The sequence below is a fragment of the Vibrio gelatinilyticus genome, assembly GCF_022836845.1.
Taxonomy (GTDB): Bacteria; Pseudomonadota; Gammaproteobacteria; order Enterobacterales; family Vibrionaceae; genus Vibrio; species Vibrio gelatinilyticus.
The window spans coordinates 18,576-38,180 of the sequence record NZ_JAJNNZ010000020.1; the positions used below are offsets into that span (position 1 = coordinate 18,576).

15 protein-coding genes are annotated in these 19,605 nt (G+C 45.2%); 9 read left to right on the top strand and 6 right to left on the bottom strand.

What is annotated here, in order from left to right; translation table 11 throughout:
- Positions 1 to 113 precede the first annotated feature (113 nt).
- Both LNL84_RS17815 and btsR read left to right on the top strand, forming a co-directional pair.
- Complete coding sequence (locus tag LNL84_RS17815; RefSeq protein WP_244359060.1) at positions 114 to 1,817, top strand: sensor histidine kinase; 1,704 nt, start codon at positions 114 to 116, stop codon at positions 1,815 to 1,817.
- Entirely contained in the window at positions 1,814 to 2,536 is a 723-nt protein-coding gene (gene btsR / locus LNL84_RS17820; protein ID WP_244359061.1) for a two-component system response regulator BtsR, read from the top strand. Before LNL84_RS17815 ends, btsR begins: the two co-directional genes overlap by 4 nt.
- 12 nt (positions 2,537 to 2,548) lie before the next feature.
- On the opposite strand, the gene nagZ is transcribed toward btsR, so the two are convergent.
- A complete protein-coding gene (nagZ, locus tag LNL84_RS17825) occupies positions 2,549 to 3,541 on the bottom strand; it encodes a beta-N-acetylhexosaminidase (protein WP_244359062.1) in 993 nt (330 codons plus the stop codon).
- A gap of 100 nt (positions 3,542 to 3,641) precedes the next feature.
- On the opposite strand from nagZ, the gene LNL84_RS17830 reads away from it, so the two are divergent.
- Entirely contained in the window at positions 3,642 to 4,760 is a 1,119-nt protein-coding gene (locus tag LNL84_RS17830) for an anhydro-N-acetylmuramic acid kinase (RefSeq protein ID WP_244359063.1), read from the top strand.
- An 8-nt stretch (positions 4,761 to 4,768) separates the two neighbouring features.
- Positions 4,769 to 5,689, top strand: coding sequence for an N-acetylmuramic acid 6-phosphate etherase (gene murQ / locus LNL84_RS17835; protein WP_244359064.1), 921 nt, complete (start codon positions 4,769 to 4,771; stop codon positions 5,687 to 5,689).
- Between the two features lie 36 nt (positions 5,690 to 5,725).
- On the opposite strand, the gene LNL84_RS17840 is transcribed toward murQ, so the two are convergent.
- Positions 5,726 to 6,070 carry a DUF2799 domain-containing protein gene (locus LNL84_RS17840; RefSeq protein ID WP_244359065.1) on the bottom strand — a complete coding sequence of 115 codons (345 nt, stop codon included), beginning with the start codon at positions 6,068 to 6,070 and terminating at the stop codon, positions 5,726 to 5,728.
- Positions 6,071 to 6,420: 350 nt separating this feature from the next.
- Between LNL84_RS17840 and LNL84_RS17845 the strand changes: the two genes are divergently transcribed.
- Positions 6,421 to 7,908: a carbon starvation CstA family protein gene (locus LNL84_RS17845; protein WP_244359066.1), complete on the top strand. Its 1,488-nt coding sequence runs from the start codon at positions 6,421 to 6,423 to the stop codon at positions 7,906 to 7,908.
- A gap of 73 nt (positions 7,909 to 7,981) precedes the next feature.
- Here LNL84_RS17845 and tyrS read toward each other — a convergent pair whose 3' ends face one another.
- The gene (gene tyrS, locus LNL84_RS17850; protein WP_244359067.1) at positions 7,982 to 9,169 is read right to left on the bottom strand and encodes a tyrosine--tRNA ligase; all 1,188 of its coding nucleotides are present in this window, start codon (positions 9,167 to 9,169) and stop codon (positions 7,982 to 7,984) included.
- Positions 9,170 to 9,296: 127 nt separating this feature from the next.
- On the opposite strand from tyrS, the gene LNL84_RS17855 reads away from it, so the two are divergent.
- A complete protein-coding gene (locus tag LNL84_RS17855) occupies positions 9,297 to 10,586 on the top strand; it encodes a peptidoglycan DD-endopeptidase ShyC (RefSeq protein WP_244359068.1) in 1,290 nt (429 codons plus the stop codon).
- 86 nt (positions 10,587 to 10,672) lie between these two features.
- On the opposite strand, the gene LNL84_RS17860 is transcribed toward LNL84_RS17855, so the two are convergent.
- From LNL84_RS17860 to erpA, 3 genes are all read right to left on the bottom strand, one after another.
- Positions 10,673 to 13,819, bottom strand: coding sequence for an efflux RND transporter permease subunit (locus tag LNL84_RS17860; RefSeq protein WP_244359069.1), 3,147 nt, complete (start codon positions 13,817 to 13,819; stop codon positions 10,673 to 10,675).
- 11 nt (positions 13,820 to 13,830) lie between these two features.
- Positions 13,831 to 14,946, bottom strand: coding sequence for an efflux RND transporter periplasmic adaptor subunit (locus tag LNL84_RS17865; protein WP_244359070.1), 1,116 nt, complete (start codon positions 14,944 to 14,946; stop codon positions 13,831 to 13,833).
- A gap of 189 nt (positions 14,947 to 15,135) precedes the next feature.
- The gene (gene erpA, locus LNL84_RS17870; protein WP_244359071.1) at positions 15,136 to 15,477 is read right to left on the bottom strand and encodes an iron-sulfur cluster insertion protein ErpA; all 342 of its coding nucleotides are present in this window, start codon (positions 15,475 to 15,477) and stop codon (positions 15,136 to 15,138) included.
- A 283-nt stretch (positions 15,478 to 15,760) separates the two neighbouring features.
- Between erpA and hemL the strand changes: the two genes are divergently transcribed.
- The 3 genes from hemL (at position 15,761) to rsmC (ending at position 19,472) form a co-directional block, all read left to right on the top strand.
- Positions 15,761 to 17,053 carry a glutamate-1-semialdehyde 2,1-aminomutase gene (hemL, locus tag LNL84_RS17875; protein WP_244359072.1) on the top strand — a complete coding sequence of 431 codons (1,293 nt, stop codon included), beginning with the start codon at positions 15,761 to 15,763 and terminating at the stop codon, positions 17,051 to 17,053.
- Positions 17,054 to 17,287: 234 nt separating this feature from the next.
- A complete protein-coding gene (locus LNL84_RS17880) occupies positions 17,288 to 18,361 on the top strand; it encodes an AI-2E family transporter (RefSeq protein WP_425244333.1) in 1,074 nt (357 codons plus the stop codon).
- Positions 18,362 to 18,449: 88 nt separating this feature from the next.
- A complete protein-coding gene (gene rsmC, locus LNL84_RS17885; RefSeq protein ID WP_244359074.1) occupies positions 18,450 to 19,472 on the top strand; it encodes a 16S rRNA (guanine(1207)-N(2))-methyltransferase RsmC in 1,023 nt (340 codons plus the stop codon).
- Positions 19,473 to 19,605: the final 133 nt, after the last annotated feature.

Below are 19,605 nucleotides of genomic sequence, written 5' to 3' on the forward strand. Positions count from 1 at the left end.
CTTAGCTTTATCCAATATCGACTGCGTACCAGCCTGCAGAATATCGAAGCCAATGTAGCGAAACCATAGGGGCTCGAATACAATGAACGAACAACTAAAAAAATGGAAGTTCTATGGATCTGGTGCTATCCCTGCTACAACAAATGTGTGTCTATTTGGTCTTAGCTTATATGCTTAGCAAGACTCCCATTTTCATTCCGTTATTTAGCATCTCCAAACGCCCAGCCCACTTGTTTGGCGTGTATATATTGTTTTCTTCTTTTTGTATTATGGGCACCTATTTCGGATTGCAGATCAACGATGCTATCGCGAATACGCGTGCCATTGGGGCGGTAATGGGAGGGCTATTTGGAGGCCCTTTAGTTGGCCTGGCTGTGGGATTTACGGGCGGGATGCACCGCTATACGTTGGGTGGCTTTACTGATGTGGCCTGTGCGATATCCACCACTGCCGAGGGCCTTATCGGTGGTTTGCTGCACAGCTATCTAATAAAGCGAAACAACAAGCAAAAGCTGTTCGCTCCGAGTATGGTGCTCTACATTACCTTTGTTGCTGAAATCGTCCAGATGCTGATCATATTGCTTGTCGCTAAGCCTTTCTCTCAGGCTTATGAGTTGGTTTCGGATATTGCAGCTCCAATGATCATCGCAAATTCCGTAGGAGCGGCTCTGTTTATGAGTATCCTTCAGGATCGAAAAACCATCTTTGAAGAATATTCAGCAACCTTTTCGCGTCGAGCCCTCAATATCGCCGAACGCTCTGTCGGTATCCTTGTCCACGGCTTCAATTCAAGTAATGCCAGCCAAGTTGCACGCATCATTTATGAAGAAACCAATGTTGGTGCCGTTGCTATTACCGATCATGACAAAATTTTGGCCTTTGTCGGGATCGGTGACGACCACCATAAGCTCAATCGCCCCATATCTTCTCAAGCGACGCTCGATGCCATAGCACAAAATCGTATTATCTACCTTGATGGTAAAGAACACACGTACCAGTGCTCCATCTCAGAACATTGCAAACTGGGCTCAGCACTCATTATCCCATTACGTACTGGTGATCGTGTAATCGGAACCATAAAGCTGTACGAACCGAAAAGGAAGTTGTTTTCAACGATTAATATGTCAATGGCTGAGGGAATCGCTCAGCTGCTCTCGAGCCAAATTTTGCATGGTGACTATCTCACCAAGCAGACCTTGCTCAATCAGGCGGAAATCAAGCTGCTACAAGCGCAGATCAATCCCCACTTTCTTTTTAACGCCCTTAATACCATTAGCGCCATCATTCGTCGCGATCCCGATAAAGCCCGAACACTGATTCAACACTTGTCTCAGTTCTTTCGTAGTAACCTAAAACAGAACATAGAAAGCGTCACCCTTCGTGAAGAGATCGCGCATGTAAATGCCTACCTAACCATCGAAATGGCCCGTTTCTCTGATAGGCTATCGATCGATATTGATATTGATGATCGCATATTGGAGATCAGCATTCCGAGTTTTACCCTGCAGCCACTGGTCGAAAATGCGATTAAACACGGTATTGCAAATCTACTCGAAGGCGGTAAGGTTCGAATTTACAGCGAAATCGTTACACAAGGCTACAAAATAACGGTCGAAGACAACGCTGGTGCTTACTGTAAACCATCAACTAACCATCAGGGACTTGGAATGCAAATTGTTGACAAACGGTTAACCAACCAGTTTGGCCGTGATGCAGCGCTAAAAATTGATGTGGAAAACAACACCTATACTCGGATGAGCTTTATTATCCCCAACCACTCAATAGCTACTCACAATAGGACGGCTTCCCTCTTATGAACAGAATGTCGGCACTGGTTATCGATGATGAGCTTTTCGCTCGCGAAGAGCTCATGGAACTGCTAGAAGAAACACATCAGATAGACGTTATTGATCAGGCAGGCAATGCCATTGATGGGCTCAAGAAAATCAACCACCTCAAGCCAGACGTTGTATTTTTGGACATTCAGATGCCACAAGTTACGGGTATAGAACTGCTTGGCATGCTTGATCCTGATACCATGCCCAAAGTGGTCTTTGTCACAGCCTATGATCAATATGCTGTACAGGCTTTTGAGGACAATGCTTTTGATTACCTTCTTAAACCCGTAGACCCAGCAAGACTAAAAAAGACCATTCAACGTTTATTCAAGTACGAAAAAGTAAGCCATGAGCAATACGATAACATCGCGCCTAGCACGCTCAATCAAATCCCGTGTGTGGGCCATAACCGGATCGTGATTATTCCCACCCAAGATGTTGAGTGTGCTTATAGTGATATATCGGGAGTCCACATACGAACGGTTGAACAAGTGGCCACTAGTCAACTGACCCTGAAGGTGCTCGAACAAAAAACAGGTCTTGTACGCTGTCATCGTCAGTATTTGATCAACATAAAAATGATCAAAGAAATTAAACTATTGGATCATGGGCTTGCGGAAATCACCACCCAAGGTGATTTCACTGTTCCCGTTAGCCGACGCTATCTGAAAACCCTAAAAGAACAATTAGGCTTTTAATAAGCTTTGCGTTTATGACACTTGTTCAACAATCGCGCTCACAGCGTTACGTGCCACTTTCCAGGGCTGCGAACGTTGCAGATCCTGCAAAGAGTAACTCTTGCTTTTTAACATGGTGTTCGCGACTGGGACATCTGTTATCGGTGCGTTGTCCAACACATCGATAACCGAGTCGCGATGATTACACATTAAAATCATGTCGCAGCCTGCGTTCAATGCTTGCATTGAGCGCTTTGCAGGTCCGCCCATTAATTTCGCCCCTTCCATTGATAGGTCGTCAGAGAACACCAACCCTTTAAAGCCAAGTTGTAGACGAAGAACTTGTTTTAACCAGTATTCAGAACCGCTAGCCGGTGCTGGATCGTAATGAGGATAGACAACATGAGCAGGCATCATTGCATCTATGAGCCCATGAGTAATTTGATGTTTGAAGATCGCCATATCTTGTTGAAAAATGGTATCGCGCTCATCGTATGGCGTTTCTAAATGAGAGTCAGCAATCACACCACCATGACCCGGAAAATGCTTACCTGTCGTTGCCATACCCGCAGCTTTCATGCCTGACATAAACGCGCTGCTGTAGCGAATCACGGTTTGATTATCTTCACCAAACGCTCGATTACCTATCGCCTTGCAATCGTGACCAACATCCAAAACAGGAGCAAAACTCAAGTCAATATCATGAGCGATTAACTCTGCGGCCATTAGCCAACCAGAGTGCTTAGCGAGCTCGTCACCGTTAGCAGCAAGAGCATAATCCTGAGCGGCTGGCAGGCAAGTAAAATGCTTGCGAAAACGTTGTACTCTCCCCCCTTCTTGATCAACACCAATCAATAACGGCCTGCCTGCAGCCTTGCGTATCTGTCGATTAAGCTCTAGTAATTGCTCAGAATCATGGAAGTTACGTGAAAATAATATCAAACCACCCACCGTTGGGTGTTGTAAGATTTCTCTGTCTTCAGCGCTCAGTTCAAAACCGTCAACATCGACCCAAAGTGGTCCCATACTCTTTCCTTTGCAAAATTATCTTCAATTAACGACTCAGATGAGATTATTCGCTTTATTTTTCCTTTACAATCATTTCAGGTCAAAAGAAGGAAAGAATATGTCTTCAACATCATCGCGTTATATTGGAATCATGTCCGGAACCAGCCTAGATGGTGTCGATACTGTCTTGGTTGATGTGGACAAAACCATTACATTACTTGCAAGTAACTTCCTCCCTTTTCCTAAAGATTTGAAGCAGTCAGTACTTTCCGTCTGTCACGGACAACATACTGATTTACAAACTATCGGAGAGCTGGACCATCGTCTGGGCCACTTATTTGCCGACGCGGTAGAACAGTTGTTGCGTCAGTCAGGAACTCTTCCTGAGCAGGTTCGTGCCATTGGCAGTCACGGGCAAACCGTCTTTCATCACCCTGACTCCCCAACGCCGTTTACGTTGCAACTTGGCGACGCCAACATCATCGCGTGTCGCACTGGCATTGATACTATCGCGGATTTTCGTCGTAAAGATATGGCTCTGGGAGGCCAGGGAGCGCCATTAGTGCCCGCGTTCCATCGATACTTGTTTGGCACCACCGACTCATCACGAGTTGTACTTAATATTGGTGGCATGGCAAATCTATCAGTACTGTTAGCAGACGACACGGTTATTGGCTTTGATACCGGTCCTGGCAATGTACTGATTGACTCGTGGACTCAAGAGAAGTTTGGTCAAGCCTATGATCATGACGGTGTATTAGCAAGCCAAGGTCAAGTGCATAAAGAGCTGCTTTCAGTGCTACTCAAAGATGAGTATTTGCAGCGACCTGCTCCCAAAAGTACCGGAAGAGAGCATTACCACCTGCATTGGCTACAACAACAGCTGACGCAATGTTCCGCGCCTATCAATGATCACGATGTGCTGCGAACGCTAACCGAATTTACCGCATTGACCATTGCTCAAGACATAGAGAAATATCGACAAGGTCAGGTTCCCTGCGTCTATGTTTGTGGCGGTGGAGCCAATAATCCGATATTAATGGATCGTCTTCAACAGCAACTCTCTAAATGGTCTATTCAATCAACCGATCAGCTCGGGATCAGCGCTGATTATATGGAATCAATGGCTTTCGCCTGGCTCGCTTACTGCCGGGTAAATGGCATTGCGAGTAACCTACCATCGGTCACTGGTGCAAGAAAAGCAACGCCTCTGGGCGTTATTTACCTCGCGAATTAGGAATAATTATGACAAACGATGCTCTCTTAGATGCTCTATCTCAACTGGTTTCGGAGGGTCGCAACCCCGACACCATGGACATCGACTTATTACCGTCTATTGACATCATTAGACGAATGAACCAACAAGACGCACTCGTACCTCTTGCCGTCGAAAAAGTACTGCCTGAAATTGCTCAAGCTGTGGACTTTATTACTGAAGCATTCAAAAAAAATGGTCGTTTGATCTATCTGGGTGCAGGAACAAGTGGACGGCTTGGTGTGCTTGATGCCTCAGAATGCCCACCCACATTTGGTACCTCCTCCGATATGGTTGTCGGCATCATTGCCGGTGGACAAGGAGCGATGTTTAAAGCGGTAGAAGGAGCCGAAGACAACCCCGAACTCGGCGTTGAAGACCTAAAAAATATTGATTTTTCGGCAAAAGATGTAGTCGTCGGCATTGCCGCTAGTGGACGAACACCCTATGTTATAGGTGCTCTTGATTACGCCAATCAATTGGGAGCTACCACGGTTGCACTGTCGTGTAACCCAAGCTCTGACATTGCCGCAATCGCTAAGATATCGATTAGCCCAGTTGTTGGACCAGAGGCACTGACAGGGTCAACTCGACTCAAGTCAGGTACCGCTCAAAAACTGGTACTCAATATGTTAACCACAGCGAGCATGATTCGTTTAGGCAAGAGTTACCAAAACTTAATGGTGGATGTTAAAGCCAGCAATGCAAAATTGATTGCCCGTGCGGCGCGCATCGTAATGCAGGCGACTGACTGTAACAATGCTAGAGCACAAAAGGTACTCAAGGAGACCGATTACGATGTGAAGCTGGCGATATTGATGATTCTCACAGGGGTGAGCAAAGAGCAAGGGTTACACCAGTTGGCGAAAAGAGATGGGTTTCTACGCCGTGCTGTTGATGATCACCTGTAACACAACAGGCCACGTTAACGTGGCCTTTTCTACTCTCTAGTGACTGCTATACTCGTTCCAGCCACGCTGCCATTCCATTCGGAAACGTTGCGCTTCAGGAAGCCCTTCACAAGAGCCATTATATTGCTGGCCAGATAATCCGATCTGAAATGCATAATCAGCATCACAAAACTCTTTGATACCTCTATGATAGCCATTTTCATACTCAGCTTGGTTCGCAGCGCCTAACTCTTGTAACGCCGAATAGCTCCTTGGCAACTGACCTCGAACACCGTCTTGGTAACCAATCTGCTGCCAACTCCCTTCTTTTGCAAGCTCATCCACGCCTTTGGCACACCCGACCAAAGTCAAAACCATCAACAATACACCCGCTAGTCTCATAATTATCCCTAGTTTTATACGCGCCAATATGCACGATGTTCTCTTTAAGATTCTATACTGAAAGGCTAGTCAGTGCAGTGTAAATGCACTATTTTATCCAAGATATTTCAGCGACAATTTATACCACTTAGATTCTTTATCTCGGTGGTTTTGATGCCCATCACAGTTTTCGTCTACCATTGAACGGTCATTCTCGTCCATTTAAAACACCGACAAACCACTTAGCGCAGCCATTGACCACTTAATCACCTATTACACCTCTCACTCCATAAGTGCACGAAGTACAAATAGACCCTTCGTATAATTGGTAACAACAAATTAAAACAATCATCAATCGGAGATAACCAGCTATGATGTGGTTCTTAACATGTGTCGCTGCCCTATTAGGCGGCTACTTTATTTACGGGGCTTTTATTGAAAAAGTCTTTGGTATAAACACTCAACGCAAAACCCCAGCAATTACCAAACAAGACGGCGTTGACTACGTTCCTATGTCCACCAAGAAAGTCTATTTGGTACAACTGTTAAACATTGCCGGTGTAGGTCCTATTTTTGGTCCTATAATGGGTGCCTTATATGGCCCTGCCGCAATGCTATGGATTGTTGTGGGTTGTATCTTTGCCGGTGCTGTACACGATTACTTCTCGGGTATGCTATCGGTTCGTAATGGCGGTGCCTCGGTTCCAACTATCACCGGTCGATACTTAGGAAATGGCGCAAAACATTTTATGAACATCTTTGCCATTGTCCTTCTGTTGCTTGTTGGTGTTGTGTTCGTTTCTGCACCAGCAGGAATGATCACGAACCTAGTGAATGACCAATTTGATATGGCAATGAGCATGACGACAATGGTTGTGATTATCTTTGCCTATTACATCATCGCGACGATCGTCCCGGTCGACAAAATCATCGGTCGCTTCTACCCACTGTTCGGTGCTCTGTTGATTTTCATGTCAGTTGGACTAATGACTGCTGTTGCAATGTCGAGTGAACACACTGTAATGGGTAACTTCGAAATCAGCGACATGTTTAGCAACATGAACCCGAACGATTTACCATTATGGCCAGCTCTGTTTATCACTATTGCTTGTGGTGCTATTTCTGGCTTCCACGCAACTCAATCGCCTTTGATGGCACGTTGTATGGAAAACGAAAAGAACGGCCGCTTTGTATTCTACGGTGCGATGATCGGCGAAGGTGTAATCGCTCTTATCTGGTGTGCTTTGGCTCTATCTTTCTTTGGCTCTGTTGATTCACTGGCAGACGCAGTGTCAAATGGCGGCCCTGGTAACGTAGTCTATAGCGCATCATTTGGCTTACTTGGCGTATTCGGTGGTATCCTAGCTTTCCTAGGTGTGGTGATCCTGCCTATCACTTCTGGGGATACTGCGTTCCGCTCAAGCCGCTTGATTTTAGCTGAATACTTCAACATGGAACAAAAATCACTACGTAACCGTTTGATGATGGCACTACCACTATTTGTTATCGGTGGCATCTTGACTCAGGTCGACTTCGGTATTATCTGGCGCTACTTCGGTTTTGCTAACCAAACAACAGCAGTAATGATGCTTTGGACCGCTTCAGCATATCTTCTTCGCCACAACAAGATGCACTGGGTTACTACGGTTCCAGCCATCTTCATGACGACAGTTGTTATTACTTTCATTCTTAACAACAGTACATTAGGCTTCGGATTACCGATGGTACTGTCTACTATTCTTGGGGTTTCAGGTGCTCTAGCGATAACGACTTACGTTATCAAGAAATCAAAAGGTAAAGGTGATATCGACCTTGCTAACGATGAAGAGCAACCGCAAGGCAAGGCTGAAACCGCATAGCCTGCAGCGTCTAACCTAATGAGATAATAAAAAACCGCCGAAAGGCGGTTTTTTAGACATCAGGGTATGGTTTTTACTTTAGCGTAATACGTGCAAACTTGCGTTTACCCACTTGATATACCGCAGTTCCCGCTTCCGGGATAAGCTTGGTATCTTCAATTTTTGCGCCATCCACTTTCGCAGCACCTTGACGAATCATACGCATCGCATCTGAAGTTGAATTGACCAAGGCAGCTTCTTTTAGCAAGTTACCAATCGCAATACCTGCATCAAATTCAAACTCTGGCATTTCATCTGGAATCGCACCTTTTTGGAAACGATTGATAAACTCTTGCTCTGCCGCATCAGCATCCGCTTCTGAGTGGAAGCGTGCAATGATCTCTTTTGCTAGTAGGATCTTAACGTCACGTGGATTTTTACCCGCTTCGATATCGGCTTTGAACTGAGCAATTTCTTCTAATGGACGGAAAGAAAGCAGTTCATAGTAGTTCCACATCAAATCATCAGAGATAGACATGATCTTACCAAACATCTCACTCGGTGCCTCACTGATACCGATGTAGTTATTTGCTGACTTGGACATTTTCTTTTGTCCATCTAGACCAACAAGCAGTGGCATCATAATAACAGCTTGTGGTTTCTGGCCATTTGCTTTTTGCAATTCACGACCCATCAACAAGTTGAACTTCTGGTCAGTGCCACCTAGCTCCACGTCCGTTTCCATTGCCACCGAATCATAGCCTTGCAGCAGTGGGTACATGAATTCATGAATGGCAATAGGCTGACCGTTACTGTAACGCTTCTTAAAGTCATCACGTTCTAACATACGAGCAACAGTTTGATTCGCGGCCAAGCGCAACATCCCTTCAGCACCCAATTCAGAGAGCCATTCAGAGTTAAACGCAATCTTTGTCTTCGCAGGATCAAGGATCTTGAACACTTGCTCTTTGTAAGTTTCAGCATTACGAAGTACATCTTCGCGTGTCAAAGGTGGACGAGTGGCATTCTTACCCGTTGGATCACCGACCATCGCTGTAAAGTCACCAATCAAGAAAGTAACATCATGCCCTAACTCTTGAAACTGACGTAATTTGTTAAAAATCACCGTATGACCAAGATGGATATCAGGTGCCGTTGGATCGGCGCCTAGCTTTATACGCAGAGGTCGGTTTTCTTTAAGCTTTGCAACAAGCTCTTCTTCTGGTATTAGATCGTCAACACCACGTTTAATTTCAGCCAATGCTGCTTCAAGGTTCGCCATTCTTGTTCACTCCCACAGATTTGGCAAAATATAATGATTCGACATCTTACTTGAATAGCGATGTTTTGTGAAAGCAGTTAGACTAATTGACCGTCGAATTTTTCAAATAATTAATGATCGAACCAATATGTTGTCTGTTTTTACTCGTCTTCCATGGCTTCATCGCGCTTTAATCTCACTATTTACAGCGCTAATCGTCATCGCTCTGTTTCTTCCCGACGCTGAAGAGCTAAGAGAAGACAATGACCGATTAGAAGTCGGCAAACACTATTCTTTATCCATGAACGTCAATGCGTTGTCGCCGACCCACAATATTTCGCCGACCGCGGTACTTCGGTGGGAAGAGCATACGGTGCGCTCTGGCGAAAGTGCAGCTGTATTATTTCAACGCATTGGTTTATCCGCTCGATTATTACATCAGCTTGTTTCTACCAACGGCGATATCAAAAAACAGCTCTCCAGAATGCGCCCTGGTGATAAACTGACTTTTGGCTTTAACGAAGACAACGATTTAATTCAACTAAAACGACAAATCAACGCCTTCGAAACCTTTATGATCACGCGTTCAGGCGACAAGTTCTCCTCTAAGCTGGATAAGAAAGAAGTTAATTATCAATACAACTATGCAGAAGCCACCATCACATCTAACTTCTGGAATTCTGGTGTTTCCGCTGGGCTAACGGCTAACCAAATCATGGAGCTCGCTGGCATTTTTGGCTGGGATATCGATTTTGCTCTCGATATTCGTTCTGGCGATTCTTTTAAGATGCTCTATCAGGAAAAAGTAGTGGAAGGTGAAATCATTGGCCGTGGTAAGATTTTAGCAGCCATTTTTAGCAACCAAGGTGAACAATTTACCGCAGTGCTGGATGATAAGACGGGTAATTACTATGACGAGAACGGACGCGCGATGAAAAAAGCCTTCCTTCGCTCTCCGGTCGATTTTCGTCGCGTAACCTCAAACTTCAATCCTAATCGACGTCATCCTGTGACAGGTAAGGTTCGTGCTCACCGAGGCACCGATTACGCAGCCCCTGTTGGTACCCCTATCTGGGCAGCCGGTGATGGTATCGTTCAAAAGGCAGGCTACAATCAATACAACGGTAACTATGTGTTTATTCGCCACAGCAACACATACATCACTAAGTACCTCCACTTGAAGAAGCGCAAAGTCAAAACAGGTCAAAGAGTCAAGCAAGGTCAGACGATTGGTACCTTAGGAGGCACGGGACGCGTCACTGGCCCCCATTTGCACTATGAATTTTTGGTGAATGGCGTGCATAAAAACGCGCGCACGGTAAAACTGCCACAATCAAAATCACTCAAAGGTAAACAAAAACAGACTTTTATTGCTAATTCAGAGATTCGACTGCAAAAGCTAGAGCGCTACAGCCAACTGTTGTTCGCCAGCCAATAATCGCACCCGCTCACATGCGAGCGCTTTGCTGAAAGCATGTTACAACCGGAAATAAAAGCCCCTCATAAGAGGGGCTTTCGTGTTCCTTATGCCGCTTTCACGGTGATATCGCTCGTTGATTTTCGTCGCCAGCGAAACAATAACATTGGCTTACTATCACCGCCACGACCAAGCATTAGGAGGCATGGCGTCAGCACCAAAGTCAATACCGTTGCAAAGGCCAAGCCCCCCGCAACCGCTGTTGCCAATTGAGACCACCATTGAGTACTTGGTGCTCCAAACTCGATCTTTTGATTGATTAAGTCGATGTTCATCTCTAACACCATTGGCATGAGACCGAGGATGGTGGTAACGGTCGTGAGCAATACAGGACGCAAACGCTGAACACCGGTTCTCAAAATGGCTTCTCTTTTCGCCAGCCCGCGCTTTATCAGCTGGTTGTAAGTATCAATCAACACAATATTGTTGTTCACGACGATTCCCGCTAATGCAATGACGCCAATCCCTGACATGATGATACCAAATGGTCTTTGGAAAATGAGCAAGCCAGCAAATACCCCCACAGTAGAAAACAATACCGCACTCAAAATCAGGAACGCCTGATAAAAACTATTAAACTGAGTAATTAAAATCAACGCCATTACTGCTAATGCCACCATAAAAGCGGATTGCAAAAATGCCGACGAGTTCTTTTGTTCTTCGTTTTGACCACGTATCTTAAATTCCACACCACGAGGCAAATTTAGCTTCGCCAGTGCACTTTGAATATTCGGCAGCTCCAGAGCCAAGTTATAGCCTTCCGCCATATCAGCCTTAATGCTGATAATCCTTACCCCATCCATTCGCTCAATCGTATCTTGTTTGTGTTTCGGCTGGATTTCAGCGAAGTTAGTGATCGGCACCAGTCCTGCTGCAGTCTTAACTCTCAATTCATCAAACCGTCCAATATCGCGTTTTTCCTCCGGAAAGCGTACCAAGATATCCACTTCTTCAGTCGAATCGTCTGGCAAGTAGTCGCCGATCTTTAGACCATTGGTTAAAAATTGAACCGTATTACCGACTAGGGTTGCATCGGCTGCAAAGCGAGATGCATCGTCACGCTTGATATCGATCTGCCAATCAATACCCGGTTTACTGGAAGTATCACTGATATTGGTGAACGCTGGATTATTATCCGCCCACTGACGCACTATTTTTGCCCCATCATTTAAGCCATCTGGAATACGAGCCGACAGCTCAATCACTAGATCATTTTCAACCGGAGGACCCGCGTCAGGAAATTTATATTCAATCTCAACACCAGCAAACTTGTCCGTCACCAATTTGAGATCTTCGATGATCGCTTTAACTCGGCGACGCTGTTGCCAATCTACAGGGGTAATCTGGATCTGCCCTATCTCATCTTTACCGCCTGTCTTGGTATAGACATGTTCAAATTCATCATGACCTAGCATCACACGTTCAACGACGCGCATCACTTCGTCTTTTTCTTGTATAGATAAATCGCCGTGTGAGCGAACTTTCACATTGAAATAAGGAGGGTCGACTTCTGGGAAGAACTCAGCGCCAAGACCCGCTTTGTTGTAAGCAAAACCAACCGCAAAAGCGAGTAAGATGGCGCTCATCAAGATTTTCAGCGGATGCCTAAGAGCGATATCCAAGGTTAAGTAATAGAGTTTGGTAATGCCAGTCGCTTTGTCAAAGTCACCGTCATGCAAAGCCACCATTTTTTTCTGTTGTCGCTCTGAAACGTATTGGGGCTTACCAATCAACCCACCGAGCACTGGCACAAATAACAGCGCCATAACTAATGACGCTGCCAACGTTGCAATCAGCGTCAAAGGTAGGTATTTCATAAACTCACCGGTAATATCCGGCCAAAACAATAATGGAGCAAAGGCTGCCAGAGTGGTTGCTGTAGAAGCAGTAATCGGCCACGCCATACGCTTCGCAGCATCACGGTAGGCCTCTTTTCTTGGTGTGCCTTCTTGCATTCTTCTATCAGCAAACTCCGTGACAACGATGGCACCATCCACCAGCATCCCCACAGCCATGATTAACGAAAATAGCACGACGATATTGACGGTTAAGCCAAAGATAGACAGCACCAGTAGCCCTGTTAAAAATGAACCCGGTATTGAGACACCGACCAACAATGCGGTGCGAGTCCCCAATATGGCAATAATCACAATGACCACCAAAATAATCGCGGACAGGATGTTGTTTTGCAGATCATTGAGCATGATCTTCACATCCTTGGATTCATCTTTGGTAAACTTGATCTGTAAATTATTGGGCCATTCCTGTCGCATCTGCGCCTGTCGCATAACCTCTTTAACCAGATCGACTGTGTCAATGATGTTCTCTCCAGCGCGCTTTTTCACATCGAGAACAACGGCCGATTCACCATCGAGACGAGCAAAACTTTCAGGATCACGAAACGCGCGACGCACCGTGGCAACATCACCAAAAGTAATCACCTGCTTGCCATCCACCTTGACAGGCAACTCCAGAACGTCTTTTAAAGAGTCAAATACAGATGGGACCTTAACTGAAAAGCGACCGTAACCGGTATCCACAAAACCAGCGGCAACCACGCGGTTATTCAGTGCAATAAGGTTATAAATATCAGCCTGATCGAGGCCATAACTTTCCATGAGAAGTGGATCAACAATAATCTCGACTATGTCTTCCCTGTCACCAGCGATATCAACCTCAAGAACCTGACGAAAACCTTCCAGTTTATCGCGAAGTTGACGAGCTACTTGTACAATAGTCCGCTCAGGGACTGTACCATAGAGCACCACCGAAAGAACTGGCTGCTGGGAAGCGAAAGTAACTTCATTGACGGTAGGTTCATCACTGTCTTCTGGAAGTTTTGGCTTCGCCAAGTCGACCGCATCACGTACATCGGCCATTGCTTTTGTTAAGTCAACACCAACATTAAATTCGAGCACCACTGAAGCATGACCTTCAGATGCTGTCGCCGACATTTCTTTTACACCTTCAATTGAGCGTAGCTCTTTCTCTAAAGGGCGCACCAAAAGTCGCTCGGAATCTGTCGGTGATATGCCCTGGTGACCAACCGACACATAAATAACCGGAATAGTGATGTCCGGGCTAGATTCTTTTGGGATGGTATTGTATGTCACAACACCCGCGATTAAGATCAAAAGCAATAAAGAGATCATTGTTCTTGAACGAGACAATGCAGCATCAATAATAGAAAACATAACGGTGCTCCCTAACTGGATGTGTTGTCATCGGCAATCTTGTTCGCATCTTCGACACTGATTGCTTCAACACGATCACCATCACGAACAAAACCTTGACCTAAAACGATGATATCGACTTTATCGCCCAGTCCTGTCAACCAAACTCCGTCTTGCTCCGCTTTCACGATTTGAATCGGCACGAACACCACTTGCTGGTCGCGCAGTATCTTAACGCCTAAGTTTCCGCTTTCATCAAGAGCGAGCATTGCTGGGGTAATTTTAATTGCCGCCTTTTTCTCTAAGCTCAACTCGACTTCGGCACTCACACCGGCAGGGATGCGTTTATTAGGGTTAGGGATCTCAATTTCGATCGCAAAGGTGTTCGTAGCAATTGAAGACACTCTCGAAATGTAGCGAAGTTTGCCCGTTACCTGTTCGTCATTAATAAAACGCACTTTAGAGGCTTGATTCTGAGTCAACTGCTGAATGTGTCTTTCACTCACATCAGCTTCAATCACCAATTTCTGAAGATCGATCACGGTAGCAACAGGATCCCCCACCCCAACAAAATCACCCACTTCAATGAACAAGTGATCGACAATGCCATTAAACGGCGCCTTTACACTGGTATTTCTCAATGCCAACTTTGCCGCGCTGACCATGGCTTTCGCTTCTGTTAGGTTTGCCGAGGCCGTTGCGTAAGCGACTTCGCCTTGTAGCCCTTTACTTTTTAATGAGTTTGAAGCATTAAACTCTTGCTGACGTACATTGAGCATCGCTTTGGCACGTTCAATTTGGATTAACAAATCGCCTTTGTCAATTTGCGCAATGGCTTGCCCTTTCTTAACCTCATCACCTTTACGAACTTCCAATCGGACAATTTTTCCGGCAATTTCAGCGCCGAGTTTTGCCGTCTTATCGGGGGCGGTGCGGCCGTACAATTCAATTTTTTTATCTACATTTTCAGCGATGAAGCTTTGGTAGACAACGCGAGCCAAAGGGACTTGTGGTTCATCAGATTGTGTGGATGGTTCTTCTGCTTTTAAAACGCCAAGCCCTAACCAGATACCTAAAAGGAGTAACAGAATTGTGGACACGAGCCACGGGCGTTTCGAAAAAAAGCCCCTCGATGAGGTGACAGACATGTAAGATCCTTCTTAATTTATAGTTCTATATCGCTAGCCAAAGCAATTTATGGACTAAGCCAATTATCCTATTGCAAAGCGTCCATTTTTCTTTGCTGATAAATTCTACACCTTTACTGTACGTATTCTATTTGATTTTGGTTCTATTAAAGAAAAAAAAGAGACGTTAACCGTCTCTTTTTTAATGAATTACACGCTAAATGAAGCTCCACAACCGCACGTTGTCGTTGCATTGGGGTTATCAATGAAGAATCGGGCTCCTTCCAGTCCTTCGGTATAGTCGACAGTACCGCCGACCAGATATTGTAAGCTCATGGGGTCTACCACTAAAGTGACGCCCTCTTTTTCTATCGTCGTGTCACCTTCATTGACGTTCTCGTCAAAAGTGAACCCATACTGAAAACCACTGCAACCGCCACCTGTAATATACACGCGCAGTTTTAGGTTTGGATTTTCTTCTTCTGAAATCAATACATTAACGCGCTGCGCCGCTGCATCAGAAAAAGAAAGTGGAATAGCTACATCACTCACAAGAAACCTCACTCACCTATTGCATATCAGCAACGGCCTCAACAGACTTGTCGAGCCGACTTAATATACATAGCCAATTTTCACTTTGGCCTACTTAATTTACTCATTGTCCGGGGATTATCTAATACCTGAGTGTTGCGTTCAAGTATTAGACGAATAGAGATGTCATTTTCTGCGTTTTGGTTCTACCGATTCTAGAAAATGTGCTCAAAACACTTCTCCAATTGAAGAGTCCATGTACAATGCCTGTCAATTGGTCGAACAACGAAAAGAGGATATTTCCATGACCAAATCAGCAGACTTGTATCAAAAAGCTCAACAGACCATCCCTGGTGGTGTTAATTCACCTGTCCGTGCATTTAATGGTGTAGGTGGCTCACCCATCTTCATCGAACGCGCAGATGGTCCGCTGATTTTTGATGCTGACGACAAAGCATACATCGACTATGTAGGTTCATGGGGTCCGATGATTCTCGGCCACAACCATGTCGTTATTCGCGATGCTGTGATCAAAGCAGCACAACGCGGTCTTAGTTTTGGTGCACCTACCGAAATGGAAATCAACATGGCAGAGCTTGTTTCTGAGCTTGTTCCTTCTATGGAACAACTGCGTATGGTGAGCTCTGGTACTGAAGCCACCATGAGTGCCATTCGACTTGCACGTGGTTTCACTAATCGTGACAAAATCCTTAAATTTGAAGGCTGTTACCATGGTCACGCGGATAGCCTATTAGTTAAAGCTGGTTCTGGTGCTCTGACTCTAGGTCAACCTAGCTCTCCAGGTGTTCCTGCTGACTTTGCGAAACATACTCTCACAGCACGCTTTAATGATCTTGAATCAGTCAAAGAGCTGTTCGCTGCAAACAAGGGCGAAATTGCCTGCATCATTGTTGAGCCTGTCGCAGGCAACATGAACTGCATCCCACCAGTAGAAGGCTTTCATGAGGGTCTTCGTCAAATCTGTGATGAAGAAGGTGCGTTATTGATTTTTGATGAAGTAATGACTGGCTTTCGTGTCGCACAAGGCGGTGCGCAAGCGTATTACAACATTAAACCAGATCTGACGACTCTTGGAAAAGTCATTGGCGGTGGTATGCCTGTTGGTGCCTTTGGTGGTCGTAAAGATGTAATGCAATACGTAGCTCCTACGGGGCCGGTTTACCAAGCAGGTACCCTTTCTGGTAATCCGATCGCAATGGCTGCCGGCTACGCTTGTCTTTCTGTCTTAAAGCAAGATGGCAATGAAAAACGTTTGGCTCAAACGACTAAACAACTTGCTGATGGCTTCAAAGAGTTGGCTGACAAGCACAATATTCCACTACTAGTGAATCAAGTCGGCGGCATGTTTGGCTTCTTCTTCACCGACCAAGAAAGTATCACCTGCTACGAAGATGTCACAAAGTGCGACGTTGATCGATTCAAGCGATTCTTCCACTTAATGCTTGAGCATGGCGTTTATTTGGCACCATCAGCATACGAAGCAAGCTTTACGTCTCTTTCTCATGGTCCAAAAGAAATTGAAGCAACACTCGAAGCTGCTGATCGCTGTTTTGCGATGCTGGCCCAAGAAGCCTAACGTCTAACCACATTGATTTTTAAAGGCAGCGCACGCTGCCTTTTTTGATCTTTCTATCTGTTATTCTCACAGCTTCCTCCTCTGTTGCTCTAGACTATAGTCATTGATAAGCCACCACTTTCGGGTCATGATATGTTCTGTACAACGGAAGAGTAACTGATTGGTGTTACTGTCATTTGTGTCACCAAACTAATCTAATTTAACGCACAAGAAGGGTTTCAATTGAATACCAAAATGAAAGTCACTGCCAGTCATTGGGTGTTAGTCGCAGCGCTACTGTTCGCCGGTTATGCCTGCTACCTTCTAGTTGAGCCATACATAAATTCAATTGTCATGGCATTCATTATCTCACTGCTGATGTTCCCCATTCATGAAAGATTGGAAAAGTGGTTACCCAACGCCCAAAATACAGTATCTCTGCTCTCGTGCATCATATTGACGTTTATCATTGTGATGCCGTTACTTCTGGTGTTTAGCGCGATTGTCCAGCAAGGCTCGGTATTCTCACAAAACCTGTACTCCTGGGTCACCGAAGGTGGTATCCAGACCTTGTTTGCTCACCCTTTGATAACGAACGGCTTGGCGTTCGTGAACGACTATTTGCCATTTGATGCGATTGATCCGCAAGATATTGCACAAAAAGCGGCTCAGTTCGCCACGTCGCTTGGCAGTAACTTAGTGGCGATCAGTGCCAAAATCCTTGGTGATGCAACCAACTTTTTGATCAACTTCTTCTTAATGTTGTTTGTACTTTTCTTCTTGCTTCGCGATCACGATAAGCTTATTGCCGCAATGCGCCATATTCTTCCCCTCTCGCGCAGCCAAGAAGACCGACTGTTATTGGAGATTGAAAATGTCTCTAAATCGGCAGTCATGGGCTCATTTTTAACCGCGATAGCGCAAGGCGTAGCAGGTGGTTTTGGTATGTGGTTAGCCGGATTTCCTGGCTTGTTTTGGGGAACCATGATGGGGTTCGCTTCCTTTATTCCCGTGGTCGGTACCGCACTAATTTGGATCCCAGCAACCGTCTACTTGCTGATAAGTGGTGATACCCCTTGGGCAATATTTTTAGCCATATGGAGTGTTGCCGTTGTGGGTTCTATTGACAATGTATTGCGTCCGCTGCTCATGCAAGGTAGCGCTGGAATGAACACTCTGATGATCTTCTTTTCATTGTTAGGTGGTATTCACCTATTTGGTTTGATGGGCTTGATCTATGGCCCACTGATTTTTGCGATTACCATGGTGCTGTTTAATATGTATGAAGAAGAATTTAAAGACTTTCTTGATAGCCAAGACAACAGCTAAACGAGTTAGAGATGACTTTTACTTTAGGTAGAGAGCGGTTTGTGAGAAAATCGCTTTTCTATCTTGTTAACCAGCAAAATTCCATATCATGTCTGCATATATTGCCCCAAGCCAAATCGCTCAACGACAACTTGCCTATTTTGAGGACAAAAATGTTCTCGTCATCGGTGAGGCCGAGGATCTTTTTCCTGCGGAGCTTAGCCAACACGCACGCAGTGTGACGATTTTTACCAGCAATTACAGTTATTACCGTAGTATTAACCAAAGTACAAAGGTGACGGCACTATTTGGAGCTGAACTGCCAAAAGATATCGCTGCAGATATGGTTTTACTCTATTGGCCAAAAGCCAAGCAAGAGGCCGCTATGCTGCTTGCCATGGTTTTGTCTCATCTTGGAGAGAACACCGAAATCGTCGTAGTCGGCGAAAATCGCTCTGGGGTTAAAAGTATCGAAAAAATGTTCACCCCATACGGCCGCATTCAAAAGTATGACTCGGCTCGCCGATGTTCATTCTATTGGGGGATCTGTACTACCCAGCCTGACGCCTTTGTATTAGCGGATTGGTTTAAAAGCTACACGGTTGAGTTTGCCGGTCGCACCTTGACGGTAAAAAGTCTACCGGGAGTGTTCAGTCATGGTGAGTTTGATGTCGGCACTCAGTTGCTACTCAATAATATTCCAACACTCAATGGGCGTGTCTTAGATTTTGGCTGTGGAGCGGGCATTGTGGGTCTGTATCTGGCGCTGACCAATCCTGACATCGAACTTGAAATGTGCGACATCAATGCATTTGCAATTGAGTCAAGTAAGCAAACCCTAAAAGCAAATAACGTGTTAGGTAAGGTTTTCGCGTCTGATGTTTACTCTGATGTTTCGGGTTCATACCAGTACATTGTGTCTAATCCGCCGTTCCATTCCGGGTTAGATACAAGCTATCAAGCGACTGAAACCCTACTTGAAAAAGCACCAAGCTACTTGTCAAATAAAGGGCAACTTTATATCGTGGCTAACAGTTTCCTCAAGTACCCACCGATCATAAACGCTCAATTTGGTCATTGTAACGTGGTCAGCAAAAACAAGAAATTCGCTATATACCACGCAACTAAATAGCGGAAGTCTAGCGATGGTGAAACGTGGTTCCATCATCGTTCCCCCCCATCGCAAAAATTGCGCCCACGCACACGCTTTATGAGCAACTTACTTGTCAAAGTAAAAAAAGTTATTACATTAGATCAGTTATAAA